Below are 14645 nucleotides of genomic sequence, written 5' to 3'. Positions count from 1 at the left end.
CTCACGGACAAACCCAGAGCCCGAACCCGGACCTCCCACCTGGCAGCACTTCGGCCCGCCGGATAGACCGACGGGCCGAATTCGCCAACGGCGTCGGCACTTGGCCCACCGCCCCACCGTCAACGTGCCGGCACCGCTACTGCACGACCGTGATCCGGTCGGCGGCCGGCGGCGTGATCGGCTTGGCCGCCGTCGAGTTCGCCACCAGGTAGCCGTTGAAGACATCCAGGTCGGAGGCGCCGACCAGCTTGTTCTTGTGCTCCTTCAGCACCGGGAAGCCGTCACCGCCGCCCGCCAGGAACTCGTTCATCGCGACCCGGTAGGTCCTCGCCGGGTCGATCGCGACGCCGTTCAGCTTCACCGAGGCCACATCGATCCGGGCCGCACCCGTCTTCTTCAGATCCAGGGTGTAGGTGAAGCCCTTCGAGACCTGAAGGATCTTCGGAGAGGCCTCGTTCGGGCCGCTGACCTGCTGCTGGAGCGTGGTGATCAGCTGGGCGCCGGTCAGGTCGACGACGTTCATCATGTTGGTGAACGGCTGCACGGTGAACGACTCGCCGTACGTCACCACCCCGTCGCCCTCACTGCCCGAGGCCTTGAAGACCAGGTCGGACCTGATCCCGCCCGGGTTCATCAGCGCGAGCTGCGCCCCGCCCTTGTCCGCCGGGGCCAGGCCCTCGAGCTGCGCGTCCGCGATCAGGTCGCCGAGCGGCTTCTCGGGTGCCGTCGAGCCACGGCCGTTGATGTCGGCGGAGATCCAGCCCTGCGGGCGGTTCGCGACCGGCGCGGCCAGCTTGTTCCAGCGCGCGATGAGCGCCGTCATGTCCTCGGCCTTGGCCTGGTCACGGCTGACGATGTGGTTCGCCGACTTCACCGACGTACGGACGATGTCCTTGGTGCGACGGTCGTACGTGAGCGTGGTGTCCGTGTAGAGCTTGCCGTACGAGGCCGCCGAAGTGACCATGCGCGGCTTGCCGGACGGGTCCGGGACCGTGCACACGTACGCCTGGTGGGTGTGGCCGGTGACCAGCGCGTCCACCTTGGGCGTGATGTTCTTGGCGATATCGACGATCGGGCCGGAAATGCCGTCGCCCGCGCCCGGCGAGTCGCAGTCGTAGTTGTACGAGGAGGAGGCCGGCGAGCCGCCCTCGTGGATCAGCGCGACGATCGACTTCACGCCCTGGCGGTCGAGCTCCTTGGCGTACTTGTTGATCGTCTCGACCTCGTCGTTGAACTTGAGGCCCTTGATGCCGTTGGCGTTGACGATGTCCGGCGTGCCCTCGAGGGTCACACCGATGAAGCCGATCTTGACGCCGTTCTTCTTCCAGACCGTGTACGGCTTGAGGATCGGCTTGCCGGTCGTCTCCTTGGTGACGTTGGCCGCGAGGTAGGGGAAGTCCGCGCCCTTGAACTTCTTCCCCTTCTCGTAGCAGCCCTCGACCGGGTGGCAGCCACCGTTCTGGAGCCGGGCGAGCTCGACCGCGCCCTCGTCGAACTCGTGGTTGCCCACGGCCGTCACATCGAGGTCGATCTTGTTGAGCGCCTCAATGGTCGGCTCGTCGTGGAAGAGCCCGGAGATCAGCGGGCTGGCACCGACCATGTCGCCGCCGGCGGCGGTGATGGAGTACGGGTGCCCCTTGCGCGCACCGCGCAGCGAGGTCGCCAGATACTCGGCACCACCGGCCGGGATCGCCTTGACGGTGCCGTCGGCCTGCTTCTCACTGACCGTCCCGGCCGAGCCGGCGGGCGGCTCCAGGTTCCCGTGCAGGTCATTGAAGGAGAGCAGCTGTACATCGACAGTGCGCGCGGGCTTGTGGTGACGGCCGCCGTGGCGGTCGCTGCTGCTGGTGGCATTGGCCGGCATCGCGGCGACGAGCGCGCCGACGGTGGCCAGTCCGGCGGCGGTGGCGAGTATCCGCCGGGTCCGCCGGGTCGCGCGGTTCTTCTGTTGTGGCGCTGACATCTGTCCCCTTGTCAGTTCAGCGTGGTGTGAGGGCTGCGAGCGGCAGCCTAGAGTCAACGCGCGTAGCACGACAGGGGCTAGCGGGTTACAACCTGGTTGCCTTCGTTCGTCAACGGGTAGTTCTCCGCGTATCACCCGCACTGCGGACATATATGAGCAGGAGCATCAGAAGGCGTCCGAACTGTCCTCGGGCTTCTTGGAGTTGACCGGCAAGCCGAAGCCGGCCGCGCGGGGTGCGCCGGTGCGGAGCGCGCGGGTGCGGGGCGCGCAGCTGTGAGGCCCGCGGGTGCGGGGCGCGCAGCTGTGGGGCCCTCTCAAGGTGAACACCGAGATGATCGTCACGGAGTTCCCGACCCGCGGGCTTCAGCCGCGCCCACCTCCACTGCGTGCGGCAGACGTCATGCATCTGACCCGACCCCACCGTCCAACAATCTGTTGAACATCTTCCACCGACCTGCGGGGCAAATGCCGAGCCGCGCAGATCCCGCACCCCCACCCCCCGCCGTACCCTCGACCCATGACAGATGCAACAGCCGCACTCGAGCCCGGCCGGCAGATTCAGACCCTCGAGGAGCTCACGCCCGAGCAGGCCCAGACCGTACTCGGCATGCTCGGTGACGCCGCCCGGTCCGACGGGATGCAGGCCGTCTCCGAGCAGGGGCGGCTGCAGCTGCGCGGCGGGAAGCGGGAGGGCATTCGGCATCTCCTCCTCACCGTCGCCGACGAGCTCGTCGGGTACGCGCAGCTGGAGGACACCGACCCCGTCGAGGCCCCGGCCGCCGAGCTGGTCGTGCATCCCTCGCGCCGCGGGCGCGGTCACGGGCGGGCGCTCGGGACCGCGTTGCTGGCGGCGTCCGGTAAGCGGCTGCGGGTGTGGGCGCACGGCGGGAAGTCGGCCGCGCGGCATCTGGCCCAGGTGCTAGGGCTGACCCTCTTCCGTGAACTGCGCCAGCTGCGGAGGCCGTTGAGCCCGCTGGACATCCCCGAGCCGGTGTTCCCGCCCGGCGTGACCGTACGCACCTTCGTGCCCGGGCAGGACGACGCCGCCTGGCTCGCCGTGAACGCCGCCGCCTTCGCCCACCACCCGGAGCAGGGGGCCCTGACACAGCGGGACCTCGACGACCGCAAGGCCGAGCCGTGGTTCGACCCCAAGGGCTTCTTCCTCGCCGAGCGCGAGGGGGAACTCATCGGCTTCCACTGGACGAAGGTGCACGCCGCGGAGCACCTCGGCGAGGTGTACGTCGTCGGCATCCGGCCCGAGGCGCAGGGCGGCGGCCTCGGCAAGGCCCTCACCGCGATCGGGCTGCACCATCTCGCCGCCGAGGGGCTGCCGACCGCGATGCTCTACGTCGACGCGGACAACACGGCCGCGCTGACGATGTACGAGCGCCTCGGCTTTGTCACCCACGAGGTGGATCTCATGTACCGGACCGAGTCCTGAACGGGATCCCGTCGGCGGAGTCCTGAGCGACCGAAAAGGCCAGGGGCCGGGGGCAGTTGACTGCTCACGCCGAGCGCGGAGGTGGCGGCGGCATGAGCTCGCTCGCCCCCAAGGGGCTGACCTGGTCGGTCCTCCGGTTGCACCGCAGCGCGCTGCTGGTCACCGCCGCGTTCCTCGCCGCCTCGGTGGCAGCCCCGGCCTGGTTCCGCACGATCGGGCTCGAGGCCGCGCGGGCGGTCGGCGGTCCCTGCGGCTCCCCCAACTCGGGACTCCCCCGTGCCTCGAGGAATTCACCTCGTCCCCGGCGTTCGAGTACAGCGGCAACATGAGCCTCGCCGCCACTGTGATCGCGTGGCTGCCGCTCGCCGTCGCCGTCTACGCCGGCGGTGTCCTTACCGGCCGCGAGCTGGAGCCCGGCACGGCCGCCCTGTCCTGGACGCAGTCCGTCACGCCGGTCCGTGGGCTCGCAGCCAAGCCGACCCTCCCGGCCTGCTGATCACCGCGGGCTTCACCATGCTGTCGCTGCTGTACCGGGTCCGTCGCGCCCTGCCCGCCGCCGGGCTCGCCCTCGTCGCCGGGTTCCTGATGGTGGCCGCCGAGCGCTACCGGGAGCAGCTCCGGCCGCCCGTGGACCGCGTCACCGCCGCTCACCGCGAAATGCCCACCAGCGTCTGGCAGCTCGGCAACGGCTTCCACCCCGCCTCGCACTTCTGGCCGCTCCAACTGGTCGGGACGGGCATCGTCCTGGCCCTCCCAGCAGCGGCGACGGCTGCGGCGTTCCTGATCCTGCGCCGCCACGCCTGAGCCGTCCTCCCAGGCGTGGTGGACGGGGGTCTCGGGGGCCCTCGGCCGGGGGCTGCGTAAAGCCCCCGGCCGACCTCCGCTCATCACGACCGCGCCTGCATGTCATGTCGTCGTTACCAGGCATTCAGACACCCTTGCGACCCTCTCTCAATGCAGCCCGCTGTGCCCGCCTCCCCCAACGGCAAGATCCCCCTCACCCCGGCCCCTTCCGACGCGCCCGTTTTGCTCTCCGCGCGGAACAATGGGTTTATGAGCCACCAGCCCGCCGAGGTACCGGTCCAGCACGCCCAGCCGTCCGTCGGTTCCATCGCCGCGCACCGGCCGCACACCGTCGCGGCCACGGTGTCCGATCTCGAGCCCGACATCGATGCCGACCTCGACGCGTACGAGGAAGATCACGAGGGCGACGGCGCCGAACTGCCCCAGGGACGGTTCCTCGACCGCGAACGAAGCTGGCTCGCGTTCAACGAGCGCGTCCTGGAGCTCGCCGAGGATCCCGCCACCCCGCTGCTCGAACGGGCGAACTTCCTCGCGATCTTCGCGTCCAACCTGGACGAGTTCTTCATGGTCCGGGTGGCCGGCCTGAAGCGCCGTATCGCGACCGGCGTCGCCACCCGCTCCGCGTCCGGTCTGCAGCCCCGCGAGGTCCTGGACCTGATCTGGAACCGCTCCCGCGAGCTCATGGCCCGGCACGCCGCCTGCTACCAGCAGGACGTCGCCCCGGCGCTCGCCGAGGAGTCCATCCACCTCATCCGCTGGCCCGACCTCACCGAGAAGGAGCAGGCCCGCCTCTTCACGCTCTTCCGGCAGCAGATCTTCCCGGTCCTGACCCCGCTGGCCGTGGACCCGGCGCACCCCTTCCCGTACATCTCCGGCCTCTCGCTGAACCTCGCGGTCGTCGTGCGCAACCCTGTCAGCGGCCACCGCCACTTCGCGCGGGTGAAGGTCCCGCCGCTGCTGTCCCGCTTCCTGGAGGCCTCCCCGCAGCGGTACGTCCCTCTCGAGGACGTCATCGCCGCGCATCTGGAGGAGCTCTTCCCCGGCATGGAGGTGCTCGCGCACCATATGTTCCGGGTGACCAGGAACGAGGACCTGGAGGTGGAGGAGGACGACGCGGAGAACCTTCTGCAGGCGCTGGAGAAGGAGCTCATGCGGCGCCGCTTCGGGCCGCCTGTGCGGCTCGAGGTCGAGGAGTCCATCGATCCGTACGTGCTCGATCTGCTGGTCCGCGAGCTGAAGATGTCCGACGCCGAGGTCTATCCGCTGCCCGGTCCGCTGGACCTGACGGGCCTCTTCGGCATCGCGAAGCTGGACCGGCCCGAGCTGAAGTACCCGAAGTTCATCGCGGGCACCCACCGGGATCTCGCCGAGGTCGAGTCGGCCTCCGCGCCGGACATATTCATGGCACTGCGCGAGCGTGACGTACTGCTGCACCACCCGTACGACTCGTTCTCGACGTCCGTGCAGGCCTTCCTGGAGCAGGCCGCGGCCGACCCGGACGTGCTCGCCATCAAGCAGACGCTGTACCGCACCTCCGGCGACTCCCCGATTGTCGACGCGCTGATCGACGCCGCCGAATCGGGCAAGCAGGTCCTGGTACTGGTGGAGATCAAGGCCCGCTTCGACGAGCAGGCCAACATCAAGTGGGCGCGCAAGCTGGAGGAGTCCGGCTGCCATGTCGTCTACGGTCTTGTCGGCCTGAAGACCCACTGCAAGCTGTCGCTGGTGGTCCGCCAGGAGAGCGACACACTGCGCCGCTACTCGCACGTCGGCACCGGCAACTACCACCCGAAGACGGCCCGGCTGTACGAGGACCTGGGGCTGCTGACCGCGGACCCGCAGGTCGGGGCGGACCTCTCGGACCTGTTCAACCGGCTCTCGGGATACTCGCGCCGCGAGACGTACCGCCGTCTGCTGGTCGCGCCCAAGTCCCTGCGCGACGGCCTGATCGCGCGAATAAACAAGGAAGCCGCACACCACCGCGCCGGACGGCCCGCCTACGTACGCATCAAGGTCAACTCGATGGTGGACGAGGCGATCATCGATGCCTGCTACCGGGCGGCGATGGCGGGCGTGCGGGTGGACATCTGGGTCCGCGGCATCTGCGCGCTGCGCCCCGGAGTCCCCGGCCTCTCGGAGAACATCCGGGTGCGCTCGATCCTCGGCCGCTTCCTGGAGCACTCCCGGATCTTCGCCTTCGGCAACGGCGGCGAGCCCGAGGTGTGGTTCGGCAGCGCCGACATGATGCACCGCAACCTCGACCGCCGTATCGAGGCACTGGTACGGGTCACCGACCCGTCCCACCGCGCGGCCCTCACCCGGCTGCTGGAGACCGGCATGTCCGACAGCACGTCCTCCTGGCATCTCGGCCCGGACGGCGCGTGGATCCGGCACTCCACAGACTCGGAAGGCCAGCCGCTGCGGCACGTACAGGAGATGCTCATAGACGCCCGGAGGCGCCGGCGTGCACAGCCCTGAAATCTCCCGGCAGGACACTGCCGCCGTCCCGGCCGGTCTCCCGGCCACGGTCACGGCGGGCGAGGCCCTTGCCCGGTATCTCCACGCGCAGGCCGGCGACTTCCTGCGCAGTCTGCGGCTGCACAGCGAGAGCGGCGCGGACACGGCGGGCGTGGCGGCGGCCGCCCGCGCGCTGCGCCAGGCGTCCCGGCGGATCAGCGGAACGCTGCACACCTTCCGGCCGCTGCTCGACCCCGCCTGGGCGGACGGTCTGCGCACCGAGCTGGCCTGGCTCTCCGCCACTCTGGCCCAGGAGCACGCCTGCACCTCACGGCTCGGCCGGCTACTGGAAGCGCTGTCCCGGCTCTCGGGTGCGGTACCGCTGCCGCCCGCGAGGGGGCAGCGCGGCCCGCTCGAGGCCGCCCCTTCCGAGGCCGCCCCTTCCGAGCCCAGCGCTTCCGAGCCCGGCGCTTCCGAGCCCGGCGCCGAGACGCCCCGCAGTACCGGCACGCTCACGGTCGGTGCCGCACGGGCCGGGGCCCTGCTGGAGCGGCAGCTCACCCTCGCCCGGACCCGCGCCCACTCCGCCGCGCTCCAGGCGCTCGGCTCCTCCCGCTTCCACGCGGTCGCCGACGCCGTCGCGGTACTCGCCTCCGAGCTGCCGCTCGGCCCGCCGGCCGGCGCCCCGGCCGCCGAGGCCCTGACGCTGCCCGCGGAGCTCGCCGAGCGCCGGTTCCTGGAGGCGGTGGCCGCACTGCCGCTGGCCCGCGCGGCACATCCGTACAACGCCGAGGCCCTGGTGCACGGTCTCGCCGCCGCATCGGCCGGAGAGGCGCAGGACGCGCCTTGGCACCAGGTGCGGCTGCTGCTGCGACTGCACCGGTACGCACAGGAGGTGCTGCATCCGAAGACGGACCCGGTGCTGTGCCATGCGGGGCTGGTCCTCGACCGCCACCGCGACGCCGCGGAAGCGGCCGACGCGGCCGCCACCGCAGCCCGTACGCCGCGGATCGCCCCGGCCACCGCGTACGCCCTGGGTGTGCTGCACGCTGATCAGCGGCACGAGGTCGAGGCCGCCCGTTTCGCCTTCCAGCAGGTGTGGCAGAGGGCCGCGGCGGTGACGGCACCGTGAGGGCGGCGTCGTGAATCGCCTGGGGGACGACGTCGTCCCGGCCGCCGGCTGTGTGCTGTGGCGCCGCTCCCCGTACGGGGACGACGGTATCGAGATCTGCCTCGTACACCGTCCCAAGTACGACGACTGGTCGCACCCGAAGGGCAAGCTGAAGCGCGGCGAGGACGCCCTTTCCGGCGCTCTGCGCGAAGTACTCGAGGAGACCGGCCACCAGTGCGTCCCCGGTGCCCGCCTCCCCACCGCGCACTACATTGCGAACGGACGCCCCAAGCAGGTCACCTACTGGGCCGCCGAGGCGACCACGGGAACCTTCACTCCGAACGAGGAGGTCGACCGCATCCTCTGGCTCTCCCCGACAGCGGCCCGCAACCGCCTCACCCAGCCGCGTGACCGCACGCTCCTGGACGCGCTGCTCGCGGCCCTCCACTCGGCGTGAACCGCATGAACCGGCACGCTGAGTGGCGACACGGCGACAGGCACCAGGCCGCCCGACACGGTTCACCTCCCGTTCACTCTCTCCCGTTGGCCGCTTCACCTGATCTGCCTAATTTCGGCCCTACACGGTGACCGGCACAGTGCCGGCCCCCCACCCCGAACCACGCCGCCATAGAACGCCAAAGACACCCGGTCAGCGTCCGGCGGCTCCTGGAAGGAAACACCCGAAGTGAAGCTTCAGCGCAAGAACGGGCTTCGCGCCACCGCGCTCGGTGCCATCGCCGTGACCGGCGCCCTGGTTCTCACGGCGTGTGGCTCGGACGACAACGCAGGCGGCACCGGCGGCACGGGCGAGCAGACCAACGCGGCGTCGAACATCAAGTGCGACGGCGCCAAGGGCAAGCTCCTGGCGTCCGGTTCCAGCGCGCAGAAGAACGCCATGGACCTGTGGGTCAAGAACTACATGGCCGGCTGCAAGGGCGTGGAGATCAACTACAAGGCCTCCTCGTCCGGTGAGGGCATCATCGCCTTCAACCAGGGCACCGTCGGCTTCGCCGGCTCCGACTCGGCGCTCAAGCCGGAAGAGGTCACCGAGTCCAAGAAGATCTGCAAGGGCGGCCAGGGCATCAACCTGCCCATGGTCGGCGGCCCGATCGCCATCGGCTACAACGTGCCGGGCGTCGACAACCTGACCCTGGACGCCTCGACCATCGCCAAGATCTTCAACGGCAAGATCAAGAACTGGAACGACCCGGCGATCGCCGCCCTGAACAAGGGTGCCAAGCTCCCGGACAAGGCGATCCAGGCCTTCCACCGCTCCGAGGACTCCGGCACCACGGCGAACCTCGGCAAGTACCTCGGCGCCACCGCCAAGGCCGACTGGCCCTACGAGGCCGAGAAGAAGTGGCCGGCCCCGGGCGGCCAGGCCGCCTCCGGCTCCGCCGGTGTCGCCGCGCAGGTCAAGCAGGCCGAGGGCTCGATCGGTTACTTCGAGCTCTCGTACGCGACCTCGCAGTCCATCCCGACCGTCAAGATCAACACGGGTGCTGCCGCCCCGGTCGAGGCCAGCTCCGAGAACGCCTCCAAGGCGATCGCCGCCGCCAAGATCAAGGGCACCGGCAAGGACCTGGCCCTCGGTCTCGACTACACCACCAAGGCCGACGGCGCCTACCCGATCGTCCTGGTGACCTACGAGGTCGTCTGCGACACCGGCAACAAGGCCGACACCCTGGGCACGGTCAAGTCCTTCCTGACCTACACCGCCAGCGACGAGGGCCAGAAGCTCCTCTCCGGCGCCGGCTACGCCCCGATCCCGGCCGAGATCAACACCAAGGTCCGCGAGACCGTCGCGGGTCTGAAGTAACGCAACAGGCCGGCGGGGGCCCTGCGCCCCCGCCGGCCACCCATCCGGTGCACCGCCGCCAGGGGAGTCCTGCAGCTCCCCGCCACAGACCGGAAAGATCATGGCTTCCACTACACCGATAGCTTCCCCTCCCCCAACGCCGGCTCCGCCGGTCAACAGGAGGCGCGGAACGTCCACCGGCCGCGCCGGCGACAAGGTCTTTCTCGGCCTGTCCCGCGGCTCGGGCATCCTCCTCCTGGTGATCATGGCGTCGATCGCCGCGTTCCTCACCTACCGCGCGACGCTTGCCATCTCGAAGGACGAGGGCAACTTCCTCACCACCTTCGACTGGAACCCGGCGGGCAACCCGCCGGTCTTCGGCATTGCGGTCCTGCTGTTCGGCACGGTCGTCAGCTCGATCATCGCGATGGTGATCGCCGTACCGATCGCCGTCGGCATCGCGCTGTTCATCTCGCACTACGCACCGCGCCGCCTCGCCGCCCCCCTCGCCTACGTCGTGGATCTGCTGGCCGCCGTGCCGTCGATCATCTACGGCATCTGGGGCGCCCTCTTCCTCGTCCCGTACATGGAGGGCCTCAACCTCTGGCTGGACGAGTTCTTCGGCTGGACGTACATCTTCGAGAAGACCGAAGTCGGCGTCGCCCGCTCGCTGTTCACCGTGGGTGTGCTGCTGGCGATCATGATCCTGCCGATCGTGACCAGCGTCAGCCGCGAGGTCTTCCTGCAGGTCCCGCGCATGAACGAAGAGGCCGCCCTCGCCCTCGGCGCCACCCGCTGGGAAGTCATCCGGCTCTCGGTGCTCCCCTTCGGCCGCTCGGGCGTGATCTCCGCCTCGATGCTGGGCCTGGGCCGCGCGCTCGGCGAGACGATGGCCGTCGCCACGGTCCTCTCTCCAAGCTTCCTGATCTCTTTCCATCTGCTCAATCCGGGCGGCGGAACCTTCGCCCAGAACATCGCAGCGAAGTTCGACGAGGCCAATGAGCTCGGGCGCGACGCCCTGATCGCCTCCGGTCTGGTCCTCTTCATCCTCACACTGCTGGTCAACGGCGCGGCCCGCCTGATCATCGCGCGCCGCAAGGAGTACTCGGGGGCCAACGCATGAGCCAGGCAGCCATCAAGGACAGGCCCACGCCGACCCCGCCCTCCCACAGGGGAAGCCTCAGCGGCCGGTCGCTCCCCCGCTGGGCACCGGCGGGGTTCGCGGTCGTCTCCATCGCGCTCGGCGTCGGCATCGGCATGGGGGCCGGCTGGGAGAGCCGCGTTCAGTGGGGCCTGATCTCGGCCCTTCTCTTTCTGAGCATCTCGTACGTGGTGACCACGGCCGTCGAGAACAAGCGCCAGGCCAAGGACCGCCTCGCCACCAGCATCGTGTGGGTGTGCTTCATCCTCGCCGTGATCCCGCTGTTCTCGCTGATCTGGGTGACCATCAGCCGCGGTACGAAGGTGCTCAACGCCTACTTCCTCAGCCACTCCATGGCCGGCGTCCCCGGCTTCGAGGCGGGCGGCGGCGTCTACCACGCCATCATCGGCACGCTGGAGCAGGTCGGCCTCGCCACCGTGATCTCGGTGCCGATCGGTCTGCTGACCGCGGTCTACCTGGTCGAGTACGGCAAGGGCGCGCTGGCCAAGGCCGTCACCTTCTTCGTCGACGTCATGACGGGTATCCCCTCGATCGTCGCGGGTCTGTTCATTCTCTCGATCATGCTCATCCTCGAGCTGCAGCCCTCCGGTCTGATGGGCGCGCTGGCGCTGTCGATCCTGATGATCCCGGTCGTGGTCCGCTCCACCGAGGAGATGCTCAAGCTCGTACCCAACGAGCTGCGCGAAGCCTCGCTGGCACTCGGCGTACCGAAGTACCGCACGATCCTCAAGGTGGTTATCCCGACCGCGCTCGGCGGTATCACCACTGGTGTGATGCTCGCCATCGCACGTATCGCCGGTGAGACCGCCCCGATCATGCTGCTGGTCTTCGGCAGCCAGCTGATCAACACGAACCCGTTCGAAGGCGCCCAGTCCTCGCTCCCCTTCTACGTCTGGGAGCAGTACCGGGTCGGCAGCGAGGCGTCGTACGACCGCGCCTGGGCCGCCGCCCTGGTCCTGATCGCCTTCGTCATGATCCTCAATCTGGTGGCCCGCGGCATCGCCCGCTGGAAGGCCCCGAAGACCGGTCGCTGACGCGACCACGTGAAAGCGAAGTGATTCACATGGCCAAGCGCATCGACGTCAGCGGCCTCACCGCCTACTACGGCTCCCACAAGGCGATCGAGGACATCTCGATGACCGTGGAGCCCCGCTCCGTGACGGCCTTCATCGGCCCGTCCGGCTGCGGCAAGTCCACCTTCCTGCGCACCCTGAACCGTATGCACGAGGTCACTCCCGGTGGCCGCGTCGAGGGCAAGGTGCTGCTGGACGACGAGAACCTGTACGGCTCGAGCGTCGACCCGGTCGCCGTGCGCCGCACGGTCGGCATGGTCTTCCAGCGGCCGAACCCCTTTCCGACGATGTCGATCTTCGACAATGTCGCGGCGGGCCTGCGCCTGAACGGTTCGTACAAGAAGAACCAGCTGGCGGACGTCGTCGAGAAGTCCCTGAAGGGCGCCAACCTCTGGAACGAGGTCAAGGACCGCCTGAACAAGCCCGGCTCCAGTCTCTCCGGCGGCCAGCAGCAGCGTCTGTGCATCGCCCGCGCGATCGCGGTCGAGCCGGATGTGCTGCTGATGGACGAGCCCTGCTCGGCGCTCGACCCGATCTCGACCCTCGCGATCGAGGACCTGATCGGCGAGCTGAAGGAGCGCTTCACGATCGTCATCGTGACGCACAACATGCAGCAGGCGGCGCGGGTCTCGGACCGTACGGCGTTCTTCAACCTGTCGGCGGTCGGCCAGCCCGGCAAGCTCATCGAGATAGACGAGACCGAGCGGATCTTCGCCAACCCGTCGGTGCAGGCCACGGAGGACTACATCTCCGGCCGCTTCGGGTAGTCATCCGGTCCTGTGGTCACGGTGGGCCGGTGGCGCAGTCGCCCGGTCGTGTGGCGACCGGGGGCCGGGGCGTTGGTGGTGCTCCCGGTGGGGGGTTTCCTCAGTTGGCCGGTCTCCTGGTGAGCGTGGGCCGGGGGCGTTCGTGGTTGCTCTCCGGCGGGGGGTTTCCTCAGTTGGCCGGTCTCCTGGTGAGCGTGGGCCGGGGGCGTTCGTGGTTCTCCCGGTGGGGGGTTTCCACCGGAGAACCGCCGAACCCTCCGGCGTACCGGTCGCGGACAGGCGGGCAAACCGCTGAAACGCCCCGTGGCCCCCTAACACGTCTCGCGGTGCTGCATGGCGGTGCCACCGCAAGGCGAAGGGCCCGCCCCCTCTCCCAGGGGGCGGGCCCACTTGCGTTCCAGCGCGAACGGCGGCACCGCCGCGATGGTCAGCCGAAGATCAGGTAGACCACGCCATAGCTCAACGCAGCGACCGCCGCCGCCGCCGGCATCGTGATGAACCAGCCCAGAACGATGTTCTTGGCAACACCCCAGCGGACCGCGTTGACCCGCTTTGTCGCACCCACACCCATGATCGCCGAGGTGATCACATGCGTGGTCGAGATCGGCGCCTGGAAGAGGAACGCCGAGCCGAACATGATCGACGCACCGGTCGTCTCGGCCGCGAAGCCCTGCGGCGGGTCCAGCTCGATGATCTTGCGGCCGAGCGTCCGCATGATGCGCCAGCCGCCCGCGTACGTACCGAGCGAGAGCATCATCGCGCAGGCGATCTTCACCCAGACCGGGATCGCGTCGCCCTGGTCCTCCACGTCGGCAATGACCAGCGCCATCACCACGATGCCCATCGTCTTCTGCGCGTCCTGCAGACCATGACCGAGCGCCATGCCGGCCGCCGAGACCGTCTGCGCTATCCGGAAACCGCGCTTGGCCTTGGCGGGGTTGGACCTACGGAACATCCACATGATCGCGACCATCACCAGATAGCCGACAACCAGACCGACGAAGGGCGAGACAAGCATCGGGATGACGATCTTCTCGAGCACGCCGCTCCAGATGACCTCGGTCCCGCCGGCCAGCGCCGCGCCCACCATGCCGCCGAACAGCGCATGGGAAGAGGACGACGGCAGACCGAAGTACCAGGTGACCAGGTTCCAGACGATCGCGCCGAGCAGCGCCGCGAAGAGAATGCCCATGCCGCGCGGGCCCTGGGGCGTCTCGATGATCCCCTCGCTGACGGTCTTGGCGACACCCTGGCCGAGGAACGCACCGGCGAGGTTCATCACCGCGGCCATCGCCAGCGCCGCGCGCGGCGTCAGCGCCCGCGTGGAGACCGAGGTCGCGATCGCGTTCGCCGAGTCGTGAAAGCCATTGGTGTACGTGAATCCGAGCGCGACACCAATAGTCACGATCAGCGCAAAGGTGTCCACGAGGTTCAGGACTCCTTGACCGCAATGGTCTCCACGGTGTTCGCGACATGCTCGAAGGCGTCGGCGGCCTCTTCCAGCACATCCACGATCTGCTTGAGCTTGAGCACCTCGATGGCGTCGTACTTACCGTTGAAGAGCGTCGCAAGGAGCTTGCGGTGAATCTGGTCGGCCTGGTTCTCGAGGCGGTTGACCTCGATCCAGTACTCGGTGAGGTTGTCCATGGTCCGCAGATGCGGCATCGCCTCGGCGGTCAGCTCCGCGGCCCGCGCCAGTACCTCGATCTGCTGCTCGACACCCTTGGGCAGCTCCTCGACCTGGTAGAGCACGACCAGGTCGACGGCCTCCTCCATGAAGTCCATGATGTCGTCGAGCGACGAAGCGAGTTTGTAGATGTCCTCGCGGTCGAACGGCGTGATGAACGAGGAGTTCAGCTGGTGGAAGATCGCGTGGGTGGCGTCGTCCCCCGCGTGCTCCGCTGCCCGCATCCGCTCCGCGATCTCGGCCCGGGCGGAGGCATCCGCACCGAGCAGTTCCATCAGGAGCTTCGAGCCCGTGACGATGTTGTCCGCGGACGCGGCAAACATGTCATAGAAGCTCGTCTCCCTGGGGGTCAGACGAAATCGCACGTGGGGTCCTCGGGGTG

14 protein-coding genes are annotated in these 14645 nt (G+C 69.0%); 11 read left to right on the top strand and 3 right to left on the bottom strand.

Annotated features, from left to right (window positions below; translation table 11 throughout):
- Positions 1-136: 136 nt before the first annotated feature.
- Positions 137-1963, bottom strand: a complete 1827-nt coding sequence (locus tag AB0D12_RS38550) for a bifunctional metallophosphatase/5'-nucleotidase (RefSeq protein ID WP_362693964.1) — start codon at positions 1961-1963, stop codon at positions 137-139.
- A 517-nt stretch (positions 1964-2480) separates the two neighbouring features.
- On the opposite strand from AB0D12_RS38550, the gene mshD reads away from it, so the two are divergent.
- The 11 genes from mshD (at position 2481) to pstB (ending at position 12576) form a co-directional block, all read left to right on the top strand.
- Entirely contained in the window at positions 2481-3404 is a 924-nt protein-coding gene (gene mshD / locus AB0D12_RS38545; protein WP_362693961.1) for a mycothiol synthase, read from the top strand.
- A gap of 92 nt (positions 3405-3496) precedes the next feature.
- A complete protein-coding gene (locus AB0D12_RS38540) occupies positions 3497-3733 on the top strand; it encodes a hypothetical protein (RefSeq protein ID WP_362693958.1) in 237 nt (78 codons plus the stop codon).
- Entirely contained in the window at positions 3730-3900 is a 171-nt protein-coding gene (locus tag AB0D12_RS38535; protein ID WP_362693955.1) for a hypothetical protein, read from the top strand. The genes AB0D12_RS38540 and AB0D12_RS38535 overlap by 4 nt, the downstream gene beginning before the upstream one ends.
- Before the next feature lie 17 nt (positions 3901-3917).
- Positions 3918-4208 carry a hypothetical protein gene (locus tag AB0D12_RS38530; RefSeq protein ID WP_362693979.1) on the top strand — a complete coding sequence of 97 codons (291 nt, stop codon included), beginning with the start codon at positions 3918-3920 and terminating at the stop codon, positions 4206-4208.
- A gap of 249 nt (positions 4209-4457) precedes the next feature.
- Complete coding sequence (locus tag AB0D12_RS38525) at positions 4458-6686, top strand: RNA degradosome polyphosphate kinase (RefSeq protein ID WP_362693952.1); 2229 nt, start codon at positions 4458-4460, stop codon at positions 6684-6686.
- A gap of 1 nt (position 6687) precedes the next feature.
- Positions 6688-7797, top strand: coding sequence for a CHAD domain-containing protein (locus AB0D12_RS38520; RefSeq protein WP_362693976.1), 1110 nt, complete (start codon positions 6688-6690; stop codon positions 7795-7797).
- 19 nt (positions 7798-7816) lie between these two features.
- Positions 7817-8233 (top strand): NUDIX hydrolase, encoded by a 417-nt coding sequence (locus AB0D12_RS38515; protein ID WP_362693973.1) that lies wholly within the window; start codon positions 7817-7819, stop codon positions 8231-8233.
- A gap of 228 nt (positions 8234-8461) precedes the next feature.
- The gene (pstS, locus tag AB0D12_RS38510; RefSeq protein ID WP_362693949.1) at positions 8462-9595 is read left to right on the top strand and encodes a phosphate ABC transporter substrate-binding protein PstS; all 1134 of its coding nucleotides are present in this window, start codon (positions 8462-8464) and stop codon (positions 9593-9595) included.
- A gap of 100 nt (positions 9596-9695) precedes the next feature.
- A complete protein-coding gene (pstC, locus tag AB0D12_RS38505) occupies positions 9696-10697 on the top strand; it encodes a phosphate ABC transporter permease subunit PstC (protein ID WP_362693946.1) in 1002 nt (333 codons plus the stop codon).
- Positions 10694-11770: a phosphate ABC transporter permease PstA gene (pstA, locus tag AB0D12_RS38500; protein ID WP_362693943.1), complete on the top strand. Its 1077-nt coding sequence runs from the start codon at positions 10694-10696 to the stop codon at positions 11768-11770. The genes pstC and pstA overlap by 4 nt, the downstream gene beginning before the upstream one ends.
- A 29-nt stretch (positions 11771-11799) precedes the next feature.
- On the top strand, positions 11800-12576 hold the full coding sequence (gene pstB / locus AB0D12_RS38495; RefSeq protein ID WP_362693940.1) for a phosphate ABC transporter ATP-binding protein PstB: 777 nt from the start codon (positions 11800-11802) through the stop codon (positions 12574-12576).
- Positions 12577-13003: 427 nt separating this feature from the next.
- On the opposite strand, the gene AB0D12_RS38490 is transcribed toward pstB, so the two are convergent.
- Entirely contained in the window at positions 13004-14002 is a 999-nt protein-coding gene (locus AB0D12_RS38490; protein ID WP_362693937.1) for an inorganic phosphate transporter, read from the bottom strand.
- Positions 14003-14007: 5 nt separating this feature from the next.
- Positions 14008-14628, bottom strand: a complete 621-nt coding sequence (locus tag AB0D12_RS38485; RefSeq protein WP_327324529.1) for a DUF47 family protein — start codon at positions 14626-14628, stop codon at positions 14008-14010.
- Positions 14629-14645 lie beyond the last annotated feature (17 nt).

The sequence above is a fragment of the Streptomyces sp. NPDC048479 genome (assembly GCF_040651435.1).
GTDB lineage: Bacteria > Actinomycetota > Actinomycetes > Streptomycetales > Streptomycetaceae > Streptomyces.
Note: the sequence above shows the minus strand (reverse complement) of the source record. Positions and strands in the feature narration are given on the sequence as shown.